Annotated in this window: 24 protein-coding genes; all 24 read right to left on the reverse strand. The window is 69.8% G+C overall.

Annotated features, from left to right (window positions below; translation table 11 throughout):
* Window positions 1–8: 8 nt before the first annotated feature.
* Window positions 9–1541 carry an NADH-quinone oxidoreductase subunit NuoN gene (nuoN, locus tag AC1MEY_RS03045; protein ID WP_480231276.1) on the reverse strand — a complete coding sequence of 511 codons (1533 nt, stop codon included), beginning with the start codon at window positions 1539–1541 and terminating at the stop codon, window positions 9–11.
* Window positions 1542–1582: 41 nt separating this feature from the next.
* Window positions 1583–3175, reverse strand: coding sequence for an NADH-quinone oxidoreductase subunit M (locus AC1MEY_RS03050; protein ID WP_480229264.1), 1593 nt, complete (start codon window positions 3173–3175; stop codon window positions 1583–1585).
* A complete protein-coding gene (nuoL, locus tag AC1MEY_RS03055; protein WP_480229265.1) occupies window positions 3169–5052 on the reverse strand; it encodes an NADH-quinone oxidoreductase subunit L in 1884 nt (627 codons plus the stop codon). The genes AC1MEY_RS03050 and nuoL overlap by 7 nt, the downstream gene beginning before the upstream one ends.
* A gap of 5 nt (window positions 5053–5057) precedes the next feature.
* Window positions 5058–5357: an NADH-quinone oxidoreductase subunit NuoK gene (nuoK, locus tag AC1MEY_RS03060; protein WP_163797680.1), complete on the reverse strand. Its 300-nt coding sequence runs from the start codon at window positions 5355–5357 to the stop codon at window positions 5058–5060.
* Window positions 5354–6097, reverse strand: a complete 744-nt coding sequence (locus tag AC1MEY_RS03065) for an NADH-quinone oxidoreductase subunit J (protein WP_480229266.1) — start codon at window positions 6095–6097, stop codon at window positions 5354–5356. Before AC1MEY_RS03065 ends, nuoK begins: the two co-directional genes overlap by 4 nt.
* Window positions 6094–6636: an NADH-quinone oxidoreductase subunit NuoI gene (gene nuoI, locus AC1MEY_RS03070; protein ID WP_480229267.1), complete on the reverse strand. Its 543-nt coding sequence runs from the start codon at window positions 6634–6636 to the stop codon at window positions 6094–6096. The genes AC1MEY_RS03065 and nuoI overlap by 4 nt, the downstream gene beginning before the upstream one ends.
* Window positions 6629–7855, reverse strand: a complete 1227-nt coding sequence (gene nuoH, locus AC1MEY_RS03075) for an NADH-quinone oxidoreductase subunit NuoH (RefSeq protein ID WP_480229268.1) — start codon at window positions 7853–7855, stop codon at window positions 6629–6631. The genes nuoI and nuoH overlap by 8 nt, the downstream gene beginning before the upstream one ends.
* Complete coding sequence (locus AC1MEY_RS03080) at window positions 7852–10230, reverse strand: NADH-quinone oxidoreductase subunit G (RefSeq protein ID WP_480229269.1); 2379 nt, start codon at window positions 10228–10230, stop codon at window positions 7852–7854. Before AC1MEY_RS03080 ends, nuoH begins: the two co-directional genes overlap by 4 nt.
* Before the next feature lie 99 nt (window positions 10231–10329).
* Window positions 10330–11643 (reverse strand): NADH-quinone oxidoreductase subunit NuoF, encoded by a 1314-nt coding sequence (nuoF, locus tag AC1MEY_RS03085; RefSeq protein WP_480229270.1) that lies wholly within the window; start codon window positions 11641–11643, stop codon window positions 10330–10332.
* Window positions 11640–12485 (reverse strand): NADH-quinone oxidoreductase subunit NuoE, encoded by an 846-nt coding sequence (gene nuoE, locus AC1MEY_RS03090; RefSeq protein ID WP_480229271.1) that lies wholly within the window; start codon window positions 12483–12485, stop codon window positions 11640–11642. The genes nuoF and nuoE overlap by 4 nt, the downstream gene beginning before the upstream one ends.
* Window positions 12482–13795 (reverse strand): NADH dehydrogenase (quinone) subunit D, encoded by a 1314-nt coding sequence (nuoD, locus tag AC1MEY_RS03095; protein ID WP_480229272.1) that lies wholly within the window; start codon window positions 13793–13795, stop codon window positions 12482–12484. Before nuoD ends, nuoE begins: the two co-directional genes overlap by 4 nt.
* The gene (locus tag AC1MEY_RS03100; RefSeq protein ID WP_480229273.1) at window positions 13795–14478 is read right to left on the reverse strand and encodes an NADH-quinone oxidoreductase subunit C; all 684 of its coding nucleotides are present in this window, start codon (window positions 14476–14478) and stop codon (window positions 13795–13797) included. Before AC1MEY_RS03100 ends, nuoD begins: the two co-directional genes overlap by 1 nt.
* Entirely contained in the window at window positions 14475–15032 is a 558-nt protein-coding gene (locus AC1MEY_RS03105) for a NuoB/complex I 20 kDa subunit family protein (RefSeq protein ID WP_480229274.1), read from the reverse strand. Before AC1MEY_RS03105 ends, AC1MEY_RS03100 begins: the two co-directional genes overlap by 4 nt.
* Window positions 15023–15397, reverse strand: coding sequence for an NADH-quinone oxidoreductase subunit A (locus tag AC1MEY_RS03110; protein WP_480229275.1), 375 nt, complete (start codon window positions 15395–15397; stop codon window positions 15023–15025). Before AC1MEY_RS03110 ends, AC1MEY_RS03105 begins: the two co-directional genes overlap by 10 nt.
* Window positions 15398–15570: 173 nt before the next feature.
* Entirely contained in the window at window positions 15571–15963 is a 393-nt protein-coding gene (locus tag AC1MEY_RS03115; protein ID WP_480229276.1) for an Rv3143 family two-component system response regulator, read from the reverse strand.
* Window positions 15964–16003: 40 nt separating this feature from the next.
* The gene (locus AC1MEY_RS03120) at window positions 16004–16354 is read right to left on the reverse strand and encodes a nuclear transport factor 2 family protein (protein WP_480231277.1); all 351 of its coding nucleotides are present in this window, start codon (window positions 16352–16354) and stop codon (window positions 16004–16006) included.
* Window positions 16355–16386: 32 nt separating this feature from the next.
* A complete protein-coding gene (locus AC1MEY_RS03125; RefSeq protein WP_480229277.1) occupies window positions 16387–16722 on the reverse strand; it encodes a DUF6285 domain-containing protein in 336 nt (111 codons plus the stop codon).
* Window positions 16719–17696 (reverse strand): phosphotransferase family protein, encoded by a 978-nt coding sequence (locus tag AC1MEY_RS03130; protein WP_480229278.1) that lies wholly within the window; start codon window positions 17694–17696, stop codon window positions 16719–16721. The genes AC1MEY_RS03125 and AC1MEY_RS03130 overlap by 4 nt, the downstream gene beginning before the upstream one ends.
* Window positions 17693–18937 (reverse strand): acyl-CoA dehydrogenase family protein, encoded by a 1245-nt coding sequence (locus AC1MEY_RS03135; protein WP_480229279.1) that lies wholly within the window; start codon window positions 18935–18937, stop codon window positions 17693–17695. The genes AC1MEY_RS03130 and AC1MEY_RS03135 overlap by 4 nt, the downstream gene beginning before the upstream one ends.
* 13 nt (window positions 18938–18950) lie before the next feature.
* Window positions 18951–19562 (reverse strand): TetR/AcrR family transcriptional regulator, encoded by a 612-nt coding sequence (locus tag AC1MEY_RS03140; protein WP_480229280.1) that lies wholly within the window; start codon window positions 19560–19562, stop codon window positions 18951–18953.
* 6 nt (window positions 19563–19568) lie between these two features.
* Window positions 19569–20477 carry a hydroxymethylglutaryl-CoA lyase gene (locus AC1MEY_RS03145; protein WP_480229281.1) on the reverse strand — a complete coding sequence of 303 codons (909 nt, stop codon included), beginning with the start codon at window positions 20475–20477 and terminating at the stop codon, window positions 19569–19571.
* A complete protein-coding gene (locus AC1MEY_RS03150; RefSeq protein WP_480229282.1) occupies window positions 20474–21679 on the reverse strand; it encodes a CaiB/BaiF CoA transferase family protein in 1206 nt (401 codons plus the stop codon). Before AC1MEY_RS03150 ends, AC1MEY_RS03145 begins: the two co-directional genes overlap by 4 nt.
* On the reverse strand, window positions 21676–22854 hold the full coding sequence (locus tag AC1MEY_RS03155) for an alpha/beta hydrolase family protein (RefSeq protein WP_480229283.1): 1179 nt from the start codon (window positions 22852–22854) through the stop codon (window positions 21676–21678). Before AC1MEY_RS03155 ends, AC1MEY_RS03150 begins: the two co-directional genes overlap by 4 nt.
* On the reverse strand, window positions 22851–23960 hold the full coding sequence (locus tag AC1MEY_RS03160) for a homogentisate 1,2-dioxygenase (RefSeq protein WP_480229284.1): 1110 nt from the start codon (window positions 23958–23960) through the stop codon (window positions 22851–22853). Before AC1MEY_RS03160 ends, AC1MEY_RS03155 begins: the two co-directional genes overlap by 4 nt.
* Window positions 23961–23978: the final 18 nt, after the last annotated feature.

Raw genomic sequence — 23978 nt, forward strand, 5'->3', positions numbered from 1 at the left:
CGGGCACGTTAGCGCACGAACTGACTTGCCCCGTTGGCCAGGTCGAGGAGCGGTTGGGGTAGCGCACCGAGAGCGAGGGTGATCGCCGCCGACAGCGTCACGGTCGCCATGCTCAGCGAACTCGGCACCACGACGGTGGGTGCGTCGTCGGGCGGATCGGTGAAAAACATCAGCACGATCACCCGCACGTAAAAGTACGCCGCGACGGCGCTGGCGCACACGCCGACGATAACCAGCGGCGCGGCGCCACCCTCGGCGGCGGCCTTGAACACCGCGAACTTGCTGACGAAGCCACTGGTGAGCGGGATTCCGGCGAAGGCGAGCAGGAACAGCGAGAACACGACGCCCACCAGCGGATGCCGCCGACCGAGTCCGGCCCAGCGGGACATGTCGGTCTCCTCGACGCCGTCGGCGGTGCGCACGACGCTGACGACCGCGAAGGCGCCGAGCGTGCTGAAGCCGTAGGCGGCCAGGTAGAACAGCGTCGCCGACAGTCCCGTCTCGTTGAGCGCGATGACACCGGTGAGGATGAAGCCGGCGTGAGCCACCGACGAGTACGCCAGCATGCGCTTCACGTCGGTCTGCGACACCGCGGTGATGGTCCCGACCACCATCGTCAGGATTGCGATGGCCCACATCAGCGGTCGCCAGTCGTCTTCGAGGCCGGGCAGCGCGACGTAGAAGATCCGCAGGGTGGCGCCGAACGCGGCGATCTTGGTGGCGGCGGCCATGAACGCGGTGACGGGAGTCGGTGCACCCTGGTAGACGTCGGGGATCCAGGAGTGGAACGGCACCGCGCCGACCTTGAACAGCACGCCCACCGACAGGAGCCCGACGCCGACGAGCGCCATCGTGGTGTTGCCGGCGCCGCGGGCGACCGCGTCATTGATGCCGCCGAGCGTCAGGCCGCCCGAGTAGCCGTACAGCAGCGCCATGCCGTAGAGGAAGAACGCCGACGAGAACGCCCCGAGCAGGAAGTACTTGAGCGCGGCCTCCTGCGACATCAGCCGACGGTGCCGCGCCAGCCCGCACATCAGGTACAGCGGGAGCGAGAACACCTCCAGCGCAATGAACATCGTGAGCAGGTCCTCGGAGGCGCCGAACAGCATCATGCCCGCGATCGCGAACATCGTCAGCGGGAACACCTCGGTCTGCGCGATGCCGGCCTTGGTGGCGAGCTTCTCGGCGACGCTGCCCGGTACGGCTGACGCCTGCGGGGTGAAGGCGTCGAGGCCGCTCGCCCCCTCCTCGGCGCCCACCTCGGAGGCGATCCGACGCTCCGCCATCAGAAGTGTGCCGAGGACGCCGATCACCAGGATCGTGGCCTGCAGGAACAGTGCCGGCCGGTCGACCGCGACCGACCCCATCACCGCGGTACGGCCCGCCGACGCCCCGAGGTCGCGCCACTGCACGACGACGGCCACCAGTGCGGCGAGCTGGGCGCCGAGCGCCACGACGAGTTGGACGGGATACCGGGTGCGGCGGGGGAGGAACGCCTCGACGAGCACGCCGAGGATCGCGGCGCCGAGCACGATGAGCATCGGGGAGACGAGGCCGTACTCGACGACGGGTGGGACGAGGTTCACCGGCTGGGTCCTTCCTGCACGACGCGGGGTGCGGGATCCTGCTGGCCGATGGTCGTGAGGGTGTGCCCCACCGCCGGGTCGATGACGTCGAGGACCGGCTTCGGGTACACGCCCAGCACCAGCAGCAGCGCGATCAACGGTGTGACGACGACGAGTTCCCGCGGCACCAGGTCGCGGAGTTTCTCGTTGCCGTCGGTCACCGGCCCGGTCATCATCCGCTGATAGGCCCACAGGATGTAGACCGCCGACAGCACGAGTGCCAGTGCGGCGAGGACCGCGAACACGGGGTAGACGGTGAACGTCCCGATGAGCACCAGGAACTCGCTGACGAACGGCGCGAGGCCGGGTAGTGAGAGGGTGGCCAGGCCGGCGACCAGGAACGTGCCCGCCAGCACCGGCGCCACCTTCTGCACCCCGCCGTAGGCGGCGATTGCCCGGGTTCCGCGGCGCGACACCAGGAATCCCGCGATCAGGAACAGCGCCGCGGTCGAGATGCCGTGGTTGACCATGTACAGGGTCGAGCCCGACTGCCCCTGACTGGTCATCACGAAGATGCCGAGGATGATGAAGCCGAAGTGCGAGATCGACGTGTACGCGATCAGCCGCATCACGTCGGTCTGTCCGATCGCGACCACCGCGCCGTAGACGATGCCGATCACCGCCAGCGTGATCACCAACGGGCGGAACGTCATCGACGCGTCGGGGAACAACTGCAGGCAGTAGCGGAGCATGCCGAACGTGCCGACCTTGTCGACCACCGCCATCATCAGCACCGCGGTGGCGGGCGTCGACTCGACCGCGGCGTCGGGCAGCCAGCGGTGGAACGGCCACAGCGGGGCCTTGACCGCGAAGGCGAACATGAAGCCCAGGAACAGCAGGTTCAGCACGGCGGGGTCGACGTCGAGGCGGCCGCTCGCGACCGCGTCGACGATGGCGCGGAAGTCGAACGTGCCCGCGTCGAACGCGTCGCTGCCCGCGGTCGCGACGTAGAGGCCGATGACGGCGGCCAGCATGATGAGTCCGCCGAACAGGTTGTACAGCAGGAACTTCACCGCTGCTTTCGGAGCCGCCCCGGCGGCGACCTTCGACCCCGAGCGGCCCGGCGCTGTGCCGCCGCCGAACCCGCCGATCAGGAAGTACATCGGGATGAGCATCGCCTCGAAGAAGACGTAGAAGAGCAGGACGTCCAGTGCCGTCAGCGAGATCAGTACCATGCCCTCGACGGCGAGGATCAGCGCGAAGTAGGTGTGTGCCGACCGCGCCCGGTCACCCGCGTCGTTCCACCCGGCGACGATCAGCAGCGGCACCAGTACCGCTGTCAGGACGACCAGGGCCAGCGCTATGCCGTCGACGCCGAGGATGTACCCGGTGCCGAACGAGGGGATCCAGGCGTGGTCCTCGACGAACTGGTACTGCTCACCGGCGGGGTCGAATTGGACGGCGAGCAGCACCGTGACGGCCAGCACGACCAGCGACACCGCCAGGGCCGCGTACTTCGCGAGACGTCCGGCGGCCGAGGGCAGCAGGATCACGACGACCGCGCCCAGCATCGGCACGGCCCACAGTATGGTCAGCCAGGGGGTCACCACACCCGCACCGCCAGGATCGCGGCGACGACGAGTGCGGCCCCGCCGAGCATCGACAGCGCGTAGCTGCGGGCGAAGCCGGTCTGGAACTGCCGCAGGCGTTCCGACGTCCCGCCGACCAGGGTGCCGAGTCCGCGGGAGACGCCGTCGATGCCGTCGTCGTCGATCTCGACCAGCCCGGAGGTGACGCGCTGGCCCGGCCGCATCAGGAACTCCTCGTTGGCGGCGTCACCGTAGAGGTCGCGGCGGGCGGCGACGGTCAGCGCCGAGACGTCGAGCGGCGCGGTCTCCGGGACCGCGCGGGTGGCGTACATCCGACAGGCGACCGCCACGCCGACGGCGATCACGGCCATCGTGATGGTGGTCATGACCCAGGCCGGGACGACGTGGTGGGCCTCGTAGGCGCCCACCACCGGTTCCAACCAGTGCTCGAGCGTGCCGCCGATGGCCAGCAGTGCACCCGCGCCCACCGATCCGATGGCCAGCACGATCATCGGTCCGGTCATGATCGCCGGCGACTCGTGCGGGTGCACGTGCTCCCTCCAGCGCTTCTCCCCGAAGAACGTCAGGATCATCACCCGGGTCATGTAGAACGCGGTGATGCCCGCGCCGAGCAGCGCGGCCCCGCCGAGCAGGATGCCCCTGACACCGCCTGCGGCGAAGGCGGTCTCGATGATCGGGTCCTTGGAGAAGAAGCCCGACAGCGGGGGGACGCCGATGATGGCGAGGTAACCGAGGCCGAACGTGACGAACGTCAGCGGCATGTACCTGCGCAGCCCGCCGTAGCGGCGCATGTCGGTCTCGTCGTCCATACCGTGCATGACCGATCCGGCGCCGAGGAACAGGCCGGCCTTGAAGAAGCCGTGGGTGAGCAGGTGCATGATCGCGATGGCGTAGCCGGCGGGGCCGAGCCCGGCCGCAAGCACCATGTAGCCGATCTGCGACATCGTCGACGCCGCGAGGGCCTTCTTGATGTCGTCCTTGGCGCAGCCGATCACGGCGCCGAAGAGCAGGGTGACGGCGCCGACCACCACGACACCGGTCCGCGCCTCCGGGGCGAGGTCGTAGACGGGCCCGGACCGCACGATCAGGTACACCCCGGCGGTCACCATGGTCGCGGCGTGGATCAGCGCCGACACCGGCGTCGGACCCTCCATCGCGTCGCCGAGCCACGACTGCAGCGGCACCTGGGCGGACTTGCCGCAGGCCGCCAGCAGCAGCAGCAGGCCCAGCGCGTTGAGCGCACCCGGCGACATCTGGTCGGCCGCGTCGAACACGCCGGTGTAGGAGACGGTTCCGGTCTGGGCGAACATCACCATCAGCGCGACGGCCAGGCCGATGTCACCGACCCGGTTGACCACGAACGCCTTCTTGGCGGCCGTCGCCGCGGACGGCTTGTACGACCAGAAGCCGATCAGCAGGTAGGACGCCAGGCCGACGCCCTCCCACCCGACGTAGAGGCCGAGGTAGTTGTCGGCGAGCACCAGCAGCAGCATCGCCGCGACGAACAGGTTGAGGTAGGCGAAGAAGCGCCTGCGCTCGGGGTCGTGCGCCATGTACCCGATCGAGTACACGTGGATCAGGGAGCCGACGCCGGTGATCAGCAGGACGAAGCACACCGACAGTTGGTCGAGTTGCAGGCCGAAGTCCACCCGCAGCGACGCCACCGGCACCCAGGAGAACAGCGTCTCGCCGACCACCCGGTCCTCGGCGGTCCGGCCGAGCAGGTCGAGCCACAGCACGACGCCGACGGCGAACGATCCCACCGCGGTGGCGGTCCCGAGCAGATGACCCCACGCGTTCGTCGCGCGTCCGCCGAGCAGCAGGATCGTGGCGCCTGCCAACGGAAGTGCGATGAGCAGCCACACCGGAAGCGTCATGGGGCCTAGTGCCTCAGCAGGTTCGCGCCGTCGACCGACGCCGACCGCCTGGCCCGGAAGATGGTCATGATGATCGCCAGCCCGACCACCACCTCGCACGCGGCGACGACCATCGTGAAGAAGGCGACCACCTGTCCGTCGAGATGACCGTGCATGCGGGAGAACGTGACGAACGCGAGGTTGGCGGCGTTGAGCATCAGCTCGACACACATGAACATGACGATCGCGTTGCGCCGCAGCAGGACCCCCGCAGCGCCGATCGTGAACAGCAGCGCGGACAGGTACAGGTAGTTGTCGGGGTTCACCGGTCACCCCGCCGCGGCGTCAGGATCGCGCTGATCGACAGCTCGGAATCCGACCCGTCCGGCAGGCGGGCGGGGACGTCGACCGCGTTGTGCCGCGCGAAGACACCCGGGTTTGGCATGGGCGTCGGGTGACCGCCCTCGGCGAAGCGCTCGATGGCCAGTTCGCGCTGGGTCTTGCGGCGGTCGATCCGCTCGCGGTGCGCGAGGACCATCGCGCCCAGCGCCGCGGTGATCAGCAGTGCGCTGGTCAGTTCGAACGCCCACACGTAGCGGACGAAGATCAGCGCGGCGAGCCCCTCGACGTTGCCGCCGGCATTGGCCTGCTCGAGTCCGGTGAACCCGTTCGCGGAGACGTTGCCGACCCCGGCGATCAGCAGCAGCCCGAACGCGCTGCCCGCCGCCACCGCGGCGAAGCGTTGTCCGCGAATGGTTTCCACCAGCGAGTCCGACGAGTCGACGCCGATCAGCATCAGCACGAACAGGAACAGCATCATCACCGCGCCCGTGTAGACGACGATCTGCACGACGCCGAGGAACACCGCGTCCTGGGCGATGTACAGCACGGCGAGGATGATCATGGTGCAGGCCAGGAAGATCGCGGAGTAGACGGCCTTCGGCGCCGCGACCACGCCCACGGCGGCGACGACCGCGAGGGTGCCGAGGGTCCAGAACAGCACGGCCTCACCGGTCGACGTGCGGAACGCCGCGTCGGCCGCGAGCACCGCGAGGTCCGCCGTCACAGCAGCGATTCCTTGGGTGCGATCTTCAGCCGGTCGGCGCCGACGTTGCCGCGGTAGTAGTCCTCGTCGGTGCTGCCCACGAGCATGGCGTGCGGCGGCGCCGTCATCTCCGATGTGAGGGGCGCGAGCAGTTTGTCCTTGCCGTAGATCAGGTCCGAGCGGTTGTCGTCGGCGAGGTCGTAGTCGTTCGTCATGGTCAGCGCCCGGGTGGGGCAGGCCTCGATGCACAGCCCGCAGCCGATGCAACGCAGATAGTTGATCTGGTAGACGCGACCATAGCGCTCACCGGGGGAGAACCGCTCCGCGTCGGTGTTGCTCGCGCCCTCGACGAAGATCGCGTCGGCCGGGCAGGCCCAGGCGCACAACTCGCACCCGATGCACTTCTCCAGTCCATCTTCGTACCGGTTGAGTTGGTGCCGTCCGTGATAGCGCTGCGCGGTGGGGCCGGGTTCCTCCGGATACTGCTCGGTGATCGGCTTGCGGAACATCGCCTTGAACGTGACACCGAACCCTGCGATCGCATCGATGAACTTAGGCATTCCGAATGGCCTCCTTCACGGGCATCGGGGGAGTCGGGAACGCGCCCGAGTCGGGGGCGGGTCCCGGGTCGAGCCGGATCCGTCTGCGGCGCAACGTTGTCGACAGATAGACAAGCAGCCCGACGCCGACGACGGCGCTCGCGATCACCAGGGTTACGGCGATCGCGCCGTAGCCCTCGGTGCGCAGGGTCCGGACGACGGCGACGGTCATGATCCACGCCAGCGAGATCGGGATGAGGACCTTCCACCCCAATGCCATGAACTGGTCGTAGCGCATACGGGGCAGCGTGGCGCGCAGCCACATGAACAGGAAGAGGAACGCCCAGACCTTGCCGATGAACCAGAGCAGCGGCCACCAACCGGTGTTGGCGCCGTCGATCAGGCTGAATGGCCAGGGCGCCTGCCAGCCGCCGAGGAACAGCGTGGTGGCCAGCGCCGAGACCGTCGCCATGTTGACGTACTCCGCCAGCATGAACATGGCGAACTTCAGCGACGAGTACTCGGTGTGGAACCCGCCGACGAGTTCGCCCTCGGCCTCGGGGAGATCGAACGGGGCGCGGTTGGTCTCGCCGACCATCGCGGTTACGTAGATCAGGAACGACGGCAGCAGCAGGAAGACGTACCAGAGGTGCTGCTGCTTGGCGACGATCTCCGAGGTCGACATGGTGCCCGAGTACAGGAACACCGCGGCGAACGACAGTGCCATCGCGATCTCGTAGGAGACCACCTGGGCGCTCGACCGCAGTCCGCCCAGCAGCGGGTAGGTGGAGCCGGATGCCCAGCCCGCCAGCACGATTCCGTAGACGCCGATCGACGTCACGGCCAGCACGTAGAGCACGGCGACCGGCAGGTCGGTGAGCTGCAGCGGGGTCTGGTGGCCGAAGACGCTCACCATGCCGCCGAGCGGGATGACCGCGAACGCCATGATCGCCGGGACCACGGCGATGACGGGCGCCAGCAGGTAGATCGGCTTGTCGACGCCCGCCGGGACGAGGCCCTCCTTGAGCGCCAGCTTCACGCCGTCGACGAGGCTCTGCAGCAGGCCGAACGGGCCGACGCGGTTGGGGCCGTACCGCATCTGCATGCGGCCCAGCACCTTCCGTTCGACGAGAATCGCGACCAGGACCGTCAGCAGGCAAAACACGAAGATGCCCAGCGACTTGCCGAGCACCAGCCACCACGGGTCGTGGCCGAACGAGCTGAGGTCCGGGTACGTCACGTCACGTCACCCGCCCGTGCGAGGGCGACGGTGGTGCCTGCCGCGGCGGGGACGGCACCCAGCGGCGCCCACACCACGCCGTCGGGCATGTCGGTGACGGCCAGCGGCAGCGTCGCGCCGTCGCCCACGGTGACGAGACCCCCGTCGGCGACGCCGATCCCGGCGGCGGTCGACGCGGACAGCCGGACGACGGCGGGCCGTGCGGTTCCCTCCAGATGCGGTTCGCCGTCCTGCAGTCGGCCGCGCAGCGATCCCTGGTTGAGCAGCAGCCGCCAGCCGGTGAGCACCGCGGTGCCCGCGGCGGGCGGCTCGACGGCGGGGGCGGCGACGTCGGGCGCCGTCGCCGGGGCGCCCTGCCACGCGCCCAGGCCGGTGATCTCGGCGCGCGCGGCGGCCGCGTCGGGGAGCGCGAGGTCCACGCCCACCTCGTCGGCCAGTGCGGCGAGGACGCGCATGTCGGCGGTGGCCTCGGGTGGCAGCGCGGGCTCGAAGGGCCGCAGCCGACCCTCCCACGTCAGGAAGGAGCCGGCCTTCTCCGCGACCGGCGCGACGGGGAACACGACGTCGGCCCGCTCGGTGACGGCGCTGTGCCGCACCTCCAGGCTCACCACGAACGGTGCGGCGTCGACGGCGGCGAGCGCGGCGGCGGGGTCCGGCAGGTCGGCGAGTTCGACGCCGCCGATCAGCAGGGCGGTGAGGCTGCCGTCGGCTGCGCCCGCGACGATGCCCGCCGTGTCACGGCCCGGGGTCTCCGGCAGGTCGTCGACGTGCCAGCCGGCGGCGACCTCGGCGCGGGCGGCGGCGTCGTCGAGCGGCCTGCCGCCGGGCAGCAGGTTCGGCATGGCGCCGGCCTCGAGTGCGCCGCGATCGCCTGCGCGGCGCGGGATCCAGCCCACGCGGGCACCGGTCGCGTCGGCCAGCCGGAGCACCGCGGAGTAGGCGCCCGGGGAGGTGGCGAGGCGCTCGCCGACCAGGATCACGGTGCCCGGTACGACGTCGGCGGTCATGGCGTCGAGCGCGGCGGCCTCACCGCCGGGCGGGGTGGCGACGAGCGTGCCGCTCATCTTCTCCAGACCGCGGGTGGCGAACGGCGCGATGGACGTGACCCGCAGTCCTCGCTTGCGTGCGGCCTTGCGGAGTCGCAGGAAGACGATCGGCGACTCCTCCTCGGGCTCGATCCCGACGAGCAGGACGGCGGGTGCGGCCTCCAGGTCGGCGTAGGTGACGGCCATGGTGCGTCCGGCGACGGCGGCGGCGAGGAAGCGGGCCTCCTCGTCGGAGTGGGCCCGGCTGCGGAAGTCGACGTCGTTGGTGCCGAGCACGATCCGCGCGAACTTGGCATACGCGTAGGCGTCCTCGAGCGTGCTGCGGCCGCCGACGAGGACGCCGGTGCGGGCGCCTGCCGCGGTGAGGCCGCGCACCGCGATCGCGACGGCCTCCGACCACGAGGCGGGCCGCTGGTTGCCGTCGGCGTCGCGCACCAGCGGCGTCGCGATCCGGTCGCCCTGCCGCGCATAGGTGAACGCCCAGCGACCTTTGTCGCAGTTCCACTCCTCGTTGACCTCGGGATCGTCACCGGCGAGGCGGCGCAACACCTTTCCGCGCCGGTGGTCGGTGCGCTGCGCGCAACCGGACGAGCAGTGCTCGCACACGCTGGGCGACGACACCAGGTCGAACGGCCGCGCACGGAAGCGGTACGCCGTGCCGGTGAGCGCGCCGACCGGGCAGATCTGGACGGTGTTGCCGGAGAAGTAGGAGTCGAACGGCGTGTCGGTGGCGATGCCGACCTGTTGCAGCGCACCACGTTCCAGCAGCTCGATGAACGGGTCGCCGGCGATCTGGTTGGAGAACCGGGTGCAGCGGGCGCACAGCACGCAGCGTTCGCGGTCGAGCAGCACCTGGGTCGACAGGTTGATCGGCTTGGGGAAGGTGCGCTTGACGTCGGTGAAGCGGGTGTCAGCCCGGCCGTTGGACATCGCCTGGTTCTGCAGCGGGCACTCACCGCCCTTGTCGCACACCGGGCAGTCCAGCGGGTGGTTGATCAGCAGCAGCTCCATCACCCCGTGCTGCGCCTTGTCGGCGACCTCCGAGGTGAGCTGCGTGCGGACCACCATGTCGGGGGTGACGGTCGTGGTGCACGAGGCCAGCGGCTTGCGCTGCCCCTCCACGTCGACCAGGCACTGCCGGCACGCGCCGACCGGCTCGAGGAGCGGGTGATCGCAGAAGCGGGGGATCTGAATGCCCATCAGCTCCGCGGCGCGGATCACCAGCGTGCCCTTGGGGACGCTGATCCGGTGGTCGTCGATCACCAGCGACACCATCTCGACGTCGGTGGGCGCCGACTGCGCGCCGGCCGTGTTCTCGGCGGTCGTCATCGTGCTTCCCTCACCCCTCTCCGCGAGCAGACGCAAATGTGCACATTTGACCGGCATGTCGCGCACTTTTGCGACTGCTCGCCGGAGAACTGAGCACGCTCATGACAGGGCCCCCTCCGGTGCGGCCAGCATCGACGCGTACGGGTCGAACGGGCACCCGCCGTCGAGGTGGGCGACGTACTCGTCGCGGAAGTACTTGACCGACGACAGGATCGGGCTGGCCGCACCGTCGCCGAGCGCGCAGAACGACTTGCCCAGGATCGCGTCGGACACGTCGAGCAGCTTGTCGATGTCGGCCTCGTCGGCCTGCCCGGCCTCGATGCGGGCGTAGATCTGCGTGAGCCAGTAGGTGCCCTCGCGGCACGGCGTGCACTTGCCGCACGACTCGTGGGCGTAGAACTGCGTCCAGCGTCGCACGGCCCGCACCACGCAGGTGGTCTCGTCGAAGATCTGCAGTGCCTTGGTGCCGAGCATCGAGCCCGCCTTGCCGACGCCTTCGTAATCGAGTGGCACGTCGAGGTGTTCGGCGGTCAGCAGCGGCGTCGACGAGCCGCCCGGCGTCCAGAACTTCAGCTCGTGTCCGGCGCGGACGCCGCCGGCGTACTCCAGCAGTTCGCGCAGCGTGACACCCAGCGGCGCCTCGTACTGGCCGGGCCGGGTGACGTGGCCGGACAGCGAGTAGAGCGTGAAGCCGGGTGACTTCTCGGTGCCCATCGACTTGAACCAGTCGACGCCGCCGCGGATCACGGCGGGCACGCTGGCGATCGACTCGACGTTGTTGACCACCGTGGGGCACGCGTAGAGCCCTGCGACGGCGGGGAACGGCGGCCGCAGCCGGGGCTGGCCGCGCCGGCCCTCCAGCGAGTCGAGCAGCGCGGTCTCCTCGCCGCAGATGTAGGCGCCCGCGCCGGCGTGCACCACCAGGTCGAGGTCGAAGCCGGAGCCCAGGATGTCGGTGCCGAGGTATCCGGCCGCGTAGGCCTCGGAGACGGCGGCCTGCAGGCGGCGCAGTACCGGCACCACCTCGCCGCGCACGTAGATGAACGCGTGCCGCGCCCGGATCGCGTACGCGGCGATGATCGCGCCCTCCACGAGCACGTGCGGCGTCGCCATCATCAGCGGCATGTCCTTGCACGTACCGGGTTCGGACTCGTCGGCGTTGATCACCAGGTACTTGGGCTTGGCGCCCGGGCCGTCGGCGCCCTGCGGGATGAACGACCACTTCTGCCCGGTGGGGAACCCCGCACCGCCGCGTCCCCGCAGTCCGGACTCCTTGACGAGCGCGATCAGGTCGTCCGGTGCCATGGCCAGCGCCGTGTCGAGCGCCCGGTAGCCGTCATGATCCCGGTAGGAGTCCAGCGTCCACGACGACGGCTGGTCCCAATAGCTGCTGAGGACGGGCGCGAGGGTCACGTGGCCGCCCCGTTCGTCGGCGGCACGTCGGCCGACGGTGCGGGCGCGGGCTCGTTGCGCCGCGCCTCCTCTGTCATCTTCTCGTCGTCGGGTCCGTCCGCGGTGGCTCCGGTCTGCCCGGGTGTGGGGGCGCTCATGCCGCGCTCGCGTGCCACCCGCAGGCCCGCGAGGGTGGCATCGCCGGGGGCGCCGTCGTTGGCACCGGGGCGCTCGTCGGAGAAGCCGGCCAGGATGCGGGCGGTCTCGCGGAACGTGCACAGCGTGGCGCCGCGGGTGGGCGTCACGGACTCGCCGGCGCGGAGGTCGTCGACGAGTGTCCTTGCCGAGCCGGGGGTCTGGTTGTCGAAGAACTCCCAGTTGACCATCACGACGGGCGCGTAGTCGCAGGCCGCGTTGCACTCGAGGTGCTCGAGGGTGACTTTGCCGTCCGCGGTGGTCTCGCCGGCGTGGACGCCGAGGTGGTCCTCGAGGACCTCGAGGATCGCGTCGCCGCCCATCACCGCACACAGCGTGTTGGTGCAGACGCCCACCAGGTAGTCGCCGGTGGGGGTGCGCCGGTACATCGAGTAGAACGTCGCGACGGCGGTGACCTCGGCGGCGCTGAGCCGTAGGACTTCTGCGCAGAACGCGATCCCGGCCGGGGTCAGGTAGCCGTCCTGGGACTGGACCAGGTGCAGCAGCGGCAGCAGCGCCGAACGCGTCTCGGGGTACTTCGCGACTGCGACGGCGGCGTCCGCGGCGAGCCGCGTCGCGACCTCCGGCGGGTAGGCGTGCTCACCCCGGGCTATCGGCGGTCCCGGTTCGTCGGGCCGTTGACCCAACTGCAGCTCGACCAGTGTCATCTGTCCACACCGCCCATCACCGGATCGATCGACGCGACCGCCGCGATCGCGTCGGCCACCATGCCGCCCTCGCACATCGCCGCCACCGCCTGCAGATTCGTGAAGGACGGGTCGCGGTAGTGCACCCGGAAGGGCCGGGTGCCGCCGTCGCTCACCATGTGCACGCCCAGTTCGCCGCGGGGCGACTCCACCGCGGCATACACCTGGCCGGCGGGCACCCGGATGCCCTCCGTCACCAGCTTGAAGTGGTGGATCAGCGCCTCCATCGAGCCGCCCATGATCTTGGCGATGTGCTCGGGGGAGTTGCCCAGGCCGTCGGGGCCGATCTTCAGGTCCGCCGGCCAGGCCAGCTTCTTGTCGGTGATCATCACCGGTCCGGGCCGGAGCTTCTCGAGGCACTGCTCGGCGATCTTGATCGACTCCCGCATCTCGCGGACGCGGATCATGTAGCGGCCGTAGGCGTCGCACTCGTCGGTGGTGATGACGTCGAACTCGTAGTCCTCGTATCCGCAGTACGGCTGGGCGCGCCGCAGGTCGTGGGGAAGTCCGGTGGACCGCAGGACGGGTCCGGTGATGCCGAGCGCCATGCAACCGGTGAGGTCGAGGTAGCCGACCCCGACCGTGCGGGCCTTCCAGATGTAGTTCTCGTTGAGCAGGTTCTCCATGTCCCGCAACCGGATCGGCAGCAGATCCAGCAGTTCGCGCAGCTGGGGGAGGGCCTCGTCGGGCAGGTCCGCGGCCAGCCCGCCGGGGCGGATGAACGCGTGGTTCATGCGCAGGCCGGTGATCGTCTCGAACACCGACAGGATCAGTTCGCGTTCGCGGAAGCCGAAGAACATCGCCGACATCGACCCGAGTTCCATGCCGCCGGTGGCCAGCGCCACCAGATGGCTGGAGATCCGGTTGAGTTCCATCAGCAGCACCCGGATGACGCTGGCGCGCTCGGGAACGTCGTCGGTGACGCCGAGCAGTTTCTCCACCCCGAGGCAGTACACCGTCTCGTTGAAGAACGGCGACAGGTAATCCATGCGGGTCACGAACGTGACGCCCTGCGTCCACGTCCGGTATTCGAGGTTCTTCTCGATCCCGGTGTGCAGGTAGCCGATTCCGCAGCGGGCCTCGGTGATGGTCTCGCCCTCGATCTCGAGGATCAGGCGGAGCACGCCGTGCGTCGACGGGTGCTGCGGGCCCATGTTGACGACGATGCGGTCACCGTTGACCGACGCTGCGCGCGCCGCGGCGACCACGTCGTCCCAGTCCTCGCCGCCGACCGTGACGAGGACGTCGCGGTCCGTGTCGAAGTCGCTCATCAGTTGTAGGACCTCCGCTCGTCGGGCGGTGGAATCGACGCGCCGTGGTACTCGACGGGGATGCCGCCCAGCGGGTAGTCCTTGCGCTGCGGGTGACCGACCCAGTCGTCGGGCATCTCGATCCTGGTGAGGGCCGGGTGGCCGTCGAACAGGATGCCGAAGAAGTCGTAGGTCTCGCGTTCGTGCCAGTCCGTCGTCGGATAGACCGAATAGAGCGACGGCACATGCGGATCCGCGTCCGGCACCGCCACCTCGACTCTGATCCGGCGATTGTGCGTGATCGAGTTGAGCGCGTAGACGGCGTGCAGTTCGCGGCCCAGGTCGGCGGGGTAGTGCACCCCGGACACGCCGAGGCACAGCTCGAAGCGCAGCGCCGGGTGGTCGCGCAGTGCGCGGGCGAGGGCGACGAGGTGCTCGCGGCGGACGTCGATGGTCAGTTCGTCGCGGAACACCACCACGCGTTCGACGGCGGCATCGAAGACGTCGTCGCCCAGGACGCCGGCGAGGACGTCGACCACCTCGTCGAAGTAGCCGCCGTAGGGGCGTGGCGAACTTCCGGGGAGCGTCACCTCGCGGACCAGTCGGCCGTAGCCGGAGGTGTCGCCGGTACCGGTGACCCCGAACATGCCGCGCCGCGTACCGATCACCTCGTGCCCGCCTCTGCCGTGGGAACCGTCGGTCATGGGCGCAGCAATCCGGTGAACTCGATGGTGGGACGGGACGCGAGGGCGGCCTGCTCCGCGGCGGCGATGGCCTCGACGCGGTTCACGCCCAGCGGCATCTCCTGAATCTTGGCGTGCAGCTTCAAGATCGCGTTGAGCAGCATCTCCGGCCGCGGCGGGCATCCGGGCAGGTAGATGTCGACGGGCACCACGTGATCGACGCCCTGCACCACGGCGTAGTTGTTGAACATGCCGCCCGACGAGGCGCAGACGCCCATCGCCAGCACCCACTTGGGCTCGGCCATCTGGTCGTACACCTGGCGCAGCACCGGCGCCATCTTCTGGCTGACCCGGCCGGCGACGATCATCAGATCGGCCTGCCGCGGGGTGGCCGAGAACCGTTCCATGCCGAATCGGGCGATGTCGAATCGTGGTCCTGCCGTTGCCATCATCTCGATCGCGCAGCAGGCCAGCCCGAAGGTGGCGGGCCACAGTGAGCCCTTGCGAGCGTAGCCCGCGACCTTCTCCACCGTCGACAGCAGGATGCCGCCGGGCAGTTTCTCCTCTAGTCCCATGCCAACCCTCCACGTCGCCACACGTAGGCGTAGGCAACGAACACCGTGAGCATGAACAGCAGCATTTCGATCACGGCGAACAGCCCGAGCGAGTCGAACGACACGGCCCACGGGTAGAGGAACACGATCTCGATGTCGAAGACGATGAACAGCATGGCCGTCAGGTAGTACTTGACCGGCATTCGCTGGCCGGTGGCCTCGCTGTTCACCCCGCCGGGCTCCATCGGCTCGATGCCGCACTCGTAGGCCTCGAGCTTCGCGCGGTTGTAGCGGCGGGGCCCGATCAGGACCGCGATGCCGACCGATCCGACCGCGAAGAGGGCAGCGATCGCCCCGATCACCAGGATGGGTACGTATGCATTCATACCGCCGCGTCGCTCCCTACGTTGGGCCGTCGATGTGAGCTACGACACAGCTTAGTCACGTTAACGGAGTGCCCGACGTGTTTTCGTTAGAGTGAAAATCGGCGAGTCGCACGGCGTGCCCCGCTGGAGCCGTACTGCGAAGAGTCAACGGCAGCAGGCCAATTGGCCGCCCGTCAGGTGGTCAGCGTGCGCAGCAGTGCGGCGACGGCCTCACCGAGCCGGATCGGGTCGATCGGATGGGGCACCGCCGCCTCCGCGCGCGACCAGTTGGCCAGCCAGGCGTCGTCCGGCCTGCCGGTCAGCACCAGGATCGGCGGGCACACCGCCACCTCGTCCTTGAGTTGCTTCGCCAGTCCCATGCCGCCCGCGGGGGTGGCCTCGCCGTCGAGGATCGCGAGGTCGATCCCGCCGCCGTCGATGGTGCTGACCACGACGGGCGCGGTGGCCACGTCGAGGTAGGTCAGCTCGGGCAGGTCGGGATGCACCCGCGTGCCGAGGGCGGACCGCACCTGATCGCGGACGAGTGCGTTGTCGCTGTAGACCAGGATGCGGATGCTGGTGGGCACGTCGCCGATGCTACGACTGCCGCACCCGTGCCGCGGCGGTTCAGCGCCGCTGCATCAGGGGTGCCATGTCGGCGGGGTCGAAGTACTCGTCGATCCGCGTGATCGCGCCGTCGGCCGTCACCTTGATCACGATGCACACCCGCAGCGCGATCGACCCTCCGCCGGTGCCGTCGGCATGCAGGACGTGCTGCTGTACGAGGCCGCCGTCGAACACCTGGCGGTCGAGGATCTCGTAGCGACGCGTGGTGGTGACGTCGAGGAACCAGCGGATCACCTCGAGTGCCCGGACCCGATCGTTGTCGGCCGCGTCGCCGCTGTGCCACACGGCGACGTCGTGGGCCCACGTCGCGGCGACGGCTGGATAATCGCCCGCCTCGATCGCCGAGAACATGCGGTCGGCCACGGCCAGTGGATCGCTACCGGTCACAGGGGAACCTCCGGGTCGTCGTAGCCGGGATGCGCGACGGCGAGGCGGCGGGCGACGAGCGCGCGCAGCACCGGTCCGACGTCGGCACCGCGGTCGTCGAGGTCGCCGCGCCGGATGGCGGCGGCGAGGTCCGCCTCGTCGGCGAAGCCGAGCAGGTCGGGTGGCGCACCGACGTCGGCCAGTTCGCGTTCGACGGTCCGCAGCACGTTGACCGCGACGCGGGCGTGGAAGTTGACGGCGCCGGTCGTCGCCTCGCGGACGTCGGTGTCGAGGAACTCCGCGACCGCGGCGATGAGTTCGGCGGCGGTGGGTCTACCGTGCGGGGTCGTCACGGGGTCTCCTCCAGCAGGGTCAACAGGTCGTACTCGGTCTCGCACACTCGACGGCCGACCGCGGCGAGTTCCACCGACCGCGTCTGGCCCGACAGGTGCCGCTCGGCCTGGTAGCGACAGATGACGCCCCAGCGCAGCGTCGACAGCACCAGCCACCAGTGCATGGCGGCACGGTCGAGGTCGACGCCCGCGGCGGACTCGTAGGCGCGGAGCAGCTCGTCGACGCTGCCGAGGCCGCCCGCGCCGAGCGACCGGGGTGCCCCGAAGCGCCAGGCCCGGATGCAGAACCAGGCGAGATCCTCGTACACCTCGCCGGCGTGGGTCAGCTCCCAGTCCAGGACCGCCGCGAGGCGGGCGGGCCGCGCGTCGGTGTCGATGATCAGGTTGCCCATCCGGAAGTCGCCGTGCACCAGGACGTGCTGTGCGGCGGGCGGTCGGTTCGCGGCGAGCCAGCGGAAGGCCCACTCGAACGTCGCGGTGGTGTCGCCCATCTCGTCGAGTTGGGCATGCGACTCCTCGAGCGGATCGGGGGCGGTCAGGCCGATGCCGGACGGGTCGGCGCGGTGGATCGCGGCCATCGCCCGGGCGCACTGGTCGAGCAGGGCGGCCCGGGATGCATCGTCGATGGCCCGCTGGATCCTGCGCACGATGGTCTCGCCGACGACGAAGTCGCAGACGAGGAACGGATTGCCCAGCGCCGCAGCCGAATTCCGGGCAACGAGGACGTGCGGCACCGGGGCGCCCGTCGCCGCGGCGCGGGTCAGCGCGGCGGCCTCGAGTTCCATGCCGGCGTGGATCTCGTCGGGCGGACCGATGCGGAGGATCAGGGGCCGGACCCCGCTGTCGGTCACGGCGTCGAACGCCCACGTGGCGCGGCTCGCCCCGCCGGTCAGCACGCGCAGGTTCTCGACCCGCAGGTCGCCGAGCGTCGGTTCGAGCAGCCGGACCAGCGCGGGCCCGTGGTCCTCGGTCACGGACGCGTGCCGCCGAACTTCAGCATCCGCTGGGCGACCCTGCGGATCTGGATCTCCTCGGCGCCCTCGGTGATCCGGTAGCGGCGGTGGTGCCGGTAGATGTGCTCGAACGGTTCGTGCCTGCTGTAGCCGAGACCGCCGTGGATCTGCATGGCGCGGTCGGCGGCCTCGCACACCAGGCGGTTGGCGCGGTAATTCGCCATGGACACCTTGTCGCTGACCTCCATGTGGTGGTTGCGATCCAGATGCCACGCGGCGTAGTAGACGAGCAGCCGCACCATCTGCGCCTCGGTCTGCAACTCGACGAGCGGCCACTGTACGGCCTGGTTCACCGAGAGCGGCTTGCCGAACACCACCCGCTCGCTCGCGTACTGGGCGGCCCGGTCGATGCAGTACTGCGCGGCGCCGAGGCTGCTCGCCGCCTGGCGAATCCTGTTCTCGTGCAGGAAGGTCTGCCCGACGTCGAGGCCGTGGTCCACCTCGCCGAGGACGGCGTCGGCCGGGACCCGGACGTCGGTGAGTTCGACCTCGGCGTGGTCGGTGGGCATGTTGAAGGTCCACCAGTAGTACGGGACGGTGAAGCCCGGCGTGTCGGTGGGCACCAGGAACGCGGTGATGCCGCGGGCCTGACCCGCCTCGCCGGAGGTGCGTGCGAAGACGAGGTCGTGGGTGGCGCGGTGGACGCCGGTGTTCCAGCGCTTGGTGCCGTTGATCACCCAGCCGTCGCCGTCGGCGACGGCGGTGGTCTCGAGCCACGTGGCGTCGGACCCGTGCGCGGGTTCGGACAGGCCGAAGGCCATCGAGCGTTCGCCGGTGAGGAGGGCCTCGCCCCACTCCTTCTTCTGGGCGTCCGTGCCGAACCGGTCCATCATGATGACCTGCGGGAAGTTGCCGACGATCGACGACTCGTCCTGCAGGTCGTTGTGCAGCCCGAGGCCCCTGTGCGCCAGGTGTTCCCGGATGACGGCCATGTCGAGGTTGGTGCCGTCCCGGCCGCCGAACCGCGCGGGCAGCCCGTACCGCAACCAGCCTGCCGCGTCGGCGCGGCGGCGCATCTCGTCGAGCAGGTCCTCCCACGCGCGCTGCGGGATGCCGTCGTTCTCCCAGTCGGTGCGCGCGTACTCGCGGCGTTTGTCGAAGTACTGCATGTGCTCGGCCTCGAGCGGCTTGATCTCCGCCTCGATGAACGCGTCCATCTCCTCGAGCAGGCCGGGAAGGTGTTCGGGCAGAGCGAAGTCCACGGTGATTCTCTCCTCAGTTGCCGTACAGGGTCTTGCGCCAGATGGTCGACAGCGTGGTGATGGCGTCGGCGTCGCCGACGTTCAGGCCCAGCCCGGACGGGCGCAGGGACACGACGGTGAAGTTCTCGAACAGCAGCGCTATCGCGGCGCCGGTGAGCAGGGGGTCGACGTCGGCGGCGTAGCCCTGCTCGCGGGCCCGGCGCACCGTGGCGGCCACCATGTCGATGCCGAACCGCCGGAACTCGTTCTGGACGTCGGCGAATCGGGGCTTGGTGTCGGCGAGCTGGTTGACGGCGATCATGATGCCGATGTTCTGGGAGAACATGTTCCAGTACCCGGTCACCACGGCGGTGAAGAACCCGGTGTCCTCCGGTGACTCGGGCAGGTGCACGGTGAGGCCCGACGGCATCACGACGTCGTGCAGGAACGACTCGGCCAGGGCGTACAGCAGGTCTTCCTTGTCGGCGTAGTAGCGGTAGAACGCGGCCGACGACTTGCCGGCAGCGGACGTGATGTCGGCGAGCGTGGTGCCGTGGAAGCCGCGCTCGGCGAACAGCTTTCGCGCGGCCCGTTCGATGCCCTCGCGGGTCTGGCGACCCTTCGCGGTCAGTGCGGGGGATGTCACCGAGGCTCAGCCCAGGATCCGGTCGCCCGCGCGCAGGAGTGCGCTGGGCAGGTCGTGGCCGACGACGGACCGGGCGACGCCCGCGGCGCGAATGGCGGCCTCGAGGTCGACGTCGGTGCGGACGTCGGAGTCGCGCAACAGGTAGACGAGGTCCTCGGTGGCGATGTTGCCGCTGGCGCCCGGTGCGAACGGACAGCCGCCGAGGCCGCCGACCGACGCGTCCAACCGGGTGACGCCGGCGCTCACCGCGGCCCACGCACTGGCCAGTCCGGCGCCGCGGGTGTCGTGGAAGTGCGCGCCGAGGGGCAGGTCGCCCACGACGGGCCGCAGCGCCTCCACCAGCCGGGTGACCCGGCGCGGGGTGGTGGTGCCGATTGTGTCGGCGATGGCGATCCGGTCGGCGCCGATCTCGGCTGCAGCGGTGGCGATGTCGATCACCCGGCCGGGATCGGTGGGACCGTCGAACGGGCAGTCCCACGCGGTCGCGATGATCACCTCGATCGTGGCGTCGCCCTCGTGCGCGATGCGGGCGATGTCGGCGATCAGGTGGGTGGAGTCCGCGGTGGACCGGCCCACGTTCGCCTGGCTGTGCCCGTCGGCGGCGGACACCACGTATTCCAGTGAGGTGAGTCCGGCCGCGATGGCACGACCCGCGCCCCCGGGGCCGGCGACCAGGGCGGAGAACTCGACGTCGTGCGACTGCCGCAGCCGGGGGAGTTCGGCGGCCAGTGCCGCCGCATCGGCCAGCGCGGGCACCTTGGACGGCGACACGAACGCGGTGACCTCGACCTCGCGGACACCGGTCGCGAGCACGGCGTCGAGCAGTTCGAGCTTGGCGGCCAACGTGATCGGCGCCTCGATCTGCAGGCCGTCGCGCAGCGACACCTCGCGGATCGTGACGTGTTCGGCTGTCACAGCACCCCCTCCGCTCGCAGTTCGGCCAACTCGTCGGCGGACCTGCCGAGCAGCTCGCCGTAGACCTCGGCGTTGTGCTGTCCGGGTGTGCTCGACCCGGCGTACCGGATGGTGCCGGGCGTCTCGGACAGCACCGGGATGACGCCGGGGCCCTTGACGTTGCGTCCGATGCGCTCGTCCCAGTGGTCGGCGATCATGCCGCGCGACAGCAGCTGCGGGTCGGTGACGACCTCGGCGACGGTGTTGATCGGACCGCTGATGACGCCCGCGGCGGACAGCGTCGCGATCACGTCGTCGGGCTGTCGGGCGGCAGCCCACTCGCCGATGATCCGGTCCAGCTCGTCCTGGTTGCGGCCGCGGTTGACGTGGTCGACGAAGCGCGGATCGGTCGCCAGTTCGGGACGGTCCATCGCGGCACACAACCTGCGGAACACGGTGTCCTGGTTGGCGGCGATCACCACCCAGCTGCCGTCGGCGGTCTGGTAGATGTTGGACGGCGCGATGCCCTCGAGACGCGTGCCGGACGGGCCGCGCACCACGCCGCCGACGTCGTAGTCGGGGATGGTCGACTCCTGCACGGCCAGACAGGCTTCGGTCAGTGCGGCGTCGACGACCTGCCCCTCGCCGGTGACGCTGCGCCGGTACAGCGCGGCCAGTGCGCCCTGCGCGGCGAACATGCCGGCCAGGCTGTCGCCCAGTGACAATGCCAGCCGCGGCGGTGGGCCGCCGGGGAAGCCGTTCATGTGCCGCAGCCCGCTGGCGGCCTCGGCCACCGACGCATAGCCGGCCTTGCCCGCGTCGGGCCCGGTCTGCCCGTAGCCCGACACCCGCACCAGGATGATGCCCCGGTTGCGTTCGCGCAGAACGTCGTAACCGAGGTCCCACTTCTCCAGCGTGCCGGGCCGGAAGTTCTCGACGATCACGTCGGACTGCTCGACGAGGTCGAGGAACAGTTCGCGGCCGCGTGCCTCGCGCAGGTTCAGCGTGACGGCCTTCTTGTTGCGGGCGTGCACGGTCCAGAAGAAGTGGTGGCCGTCGAGTTCGGCCTGCCCCCAGGTGCGCAGCGGGTCGGGCGCGCCGGGCGGCTCGATCTTGACGACCTCGGCGCCCATGTCGCCCAGCAGCCGGCCGGCGAACGGCCCCGAGATCAGCGTGCCGACCTCGATGACCCGGATCCCGTCGAGCGGACCGGTGACCGTCACACCGACAGCCCGTGCCGGTGCAACCAGTCCGTGCACACCCCGACCGCCCGGCGCAGGGTGTCCCGCTGGTCGGAGCCGGCGTAGTAGTGGTTCGCGCCGGGAATCTCGTGCAGCTCCTTGTCGGGGTGCCCGATCGCCTCGAACAGTCGGCGGGTGTGGCTGGGCGTGCAGGCATCGTCGGCAAGGTTGCCGATCACCAGGGTGGGCACCGCGATGTCCGGCCCGCAGTCGACGGCGTCACCGTGGGCGTCGTCGTAACTCCACTGCGAGAGCCAGCTGCGCAGCGTGCAGAACCGGGCCAGCCCGACGGGCGAGTTGTTCACCACTGCAGGATCGCCCAGATAGCAGGTGCCCGGGGTGCGTTCGTTGGGATCGACCGTCGGATCGAGCCATCGCGGGTCGGCCATGGTGCCGTGCACGACGAACGCGAACTCCTCGTCGGGTCGGCCCGCGGCCTTGAGGGCGGCCAGCTTGTCCTTCACCCACGCGGTGATGCGGCGGTTACGGGCGATCTGCGCCGTCCGGTACCGCTCGAGGAACTCGGCCGTGTACGGCGGCTGGTTCGGGTTGGCGGGGTCGTACAGGTCCAGTTCGGGGTCGCGGCGGGACGGGTCGGCCTCGTCGAGGATGGACGCGTCCAGCCATTCGGTCATGGTGCCGTGCCTGCTGACGTGTGCGGCGAGCAGCATGATGGCGTCGGCCGGGATGAGCCCCAGCGTGGTGAGGTCGGGACCGTCGCCGGACGGGCTGGACGTGACGGTCGGGTGCTGCGCCTGCTGCTGATAGAACACCGACAGCGACCCGCCCCCGCTCCATCCCGCCAGCACCACCTTCGTGTAGCCGAGCCGGTTCTTGGCGTCCTTGATGCACTCGCCGAGGTCCTCGACGACCTTCTCCATCAGCAGCGCGGAGTCGGTGCCGCGGAATCGGCTGTTGCAGTAGATGACGTGGTGTCCCGCGCGGGCGAGACCGTTGATCATCGGCAGGTAGGCGCCGCCGCCGATCGGGTGCATGAACACCAGGACGGTATCGCTCGGCCTGTCCGGCTTGAGCAGGTAGCTCTCCAGGACGACGAGTTCGGCGACGCCGCCATAGACGTCGCGCACGCCCGAGGTGTTCTGGTAGGCAACGAGATACGGGATGCGCTCGTAGGCATGCTTCGTCGGAGTCGTCACGAGTGCTGCCCGAGGTCGTTGGCCAGGATCTCGGCCGACGGGATCAACCGGCGCCGGGTGTCGACGGCGATGACCGTCCAGTCGACGCGGTCGTACTCGTCGAACTTGCGCCGCGCCCGCTCCCGCGCCTTCTCCGGTGCGCCGTGGTGGACCCCCTGCGGCGCATGGGAGACCAGGCCGGGTGGCATCGGGATGCCGTACAGCGCGCCACTGTGGAAGAACGCGATCTCGTCGAAGTCGACGTTGCGGTGGTACCAGGGCGTGCGCTCGGTGCCCGGCACGCTCTCGGCGCGCTTGGGCAGGAAGTTCATGATGTAGACGCCGGTCGCCTGCATGAAGAGGTGCACCGTGGGGGGCAGGTGCACGCTGTCGGAGGTGACGACGTTGTAGTCGGCGATGTTGAACGTGAACGGGAAGTTGTCGCCGCGCCAGCCCTCCACGTCGAGCGGATGGTGTTGGTAGAAGAGCGATGTCGGGCCGCCGTCGTGGATCAACCGCACCTCGTACTCGCCGTCGACCATTGGCCCCTCGCCGTCGTCGATGGGCTGCGGCTCGGGCACCTCGACCTGAGACGGGTCGAACGGGAAGTGCCGACCGAGCGTGCCGGCGGGCGGAACGCGGAACTCGTCGGTGGCCTGCACCACGAGCCACGTGGACGGACCGTCGTCGGGGATCTGGCGCCACGTGCACGCCTTCGGGATGTACACCCAGTCGCCCTCGCGATAGCGGAGCGGGCCCAATTCGGTCTCCAGGGTTCCGGATCCGCTGTGTACGAACGACAGCAGGTCACCGTCGACGTAGCGGACGAAGAACGGCATGGGCGCGCTGCGCCGCGACAGGAGGACCTGGCAGTCGGCGTTGGAGAACATCAGCAGCGGGCCGCCGTGGGCGTCGGTGCCGTCGCTGGGCTTCAGCTCGGAGGACAGCACGTCGACGGGTCGCAGGGGGCCGACCGAGCGGTACGCGGTGGGGTCGTTGCGCCGGTACATGTTCGCGGTACGGCCGACGAAGCCGGAGCGGCCCAACTCGTCGTCCTTGAGGCCGCCGAGGTCGGCGTGCAAGCGCTTCGGGGTGACGCCCTTGCGCAGGTGGACGAACGACTCCATGACAATCTCCCTCGTGCT

The sequence above is a fragment of the Mycobacterium sp. PTI7 genome (assembly GCF_056679845.1).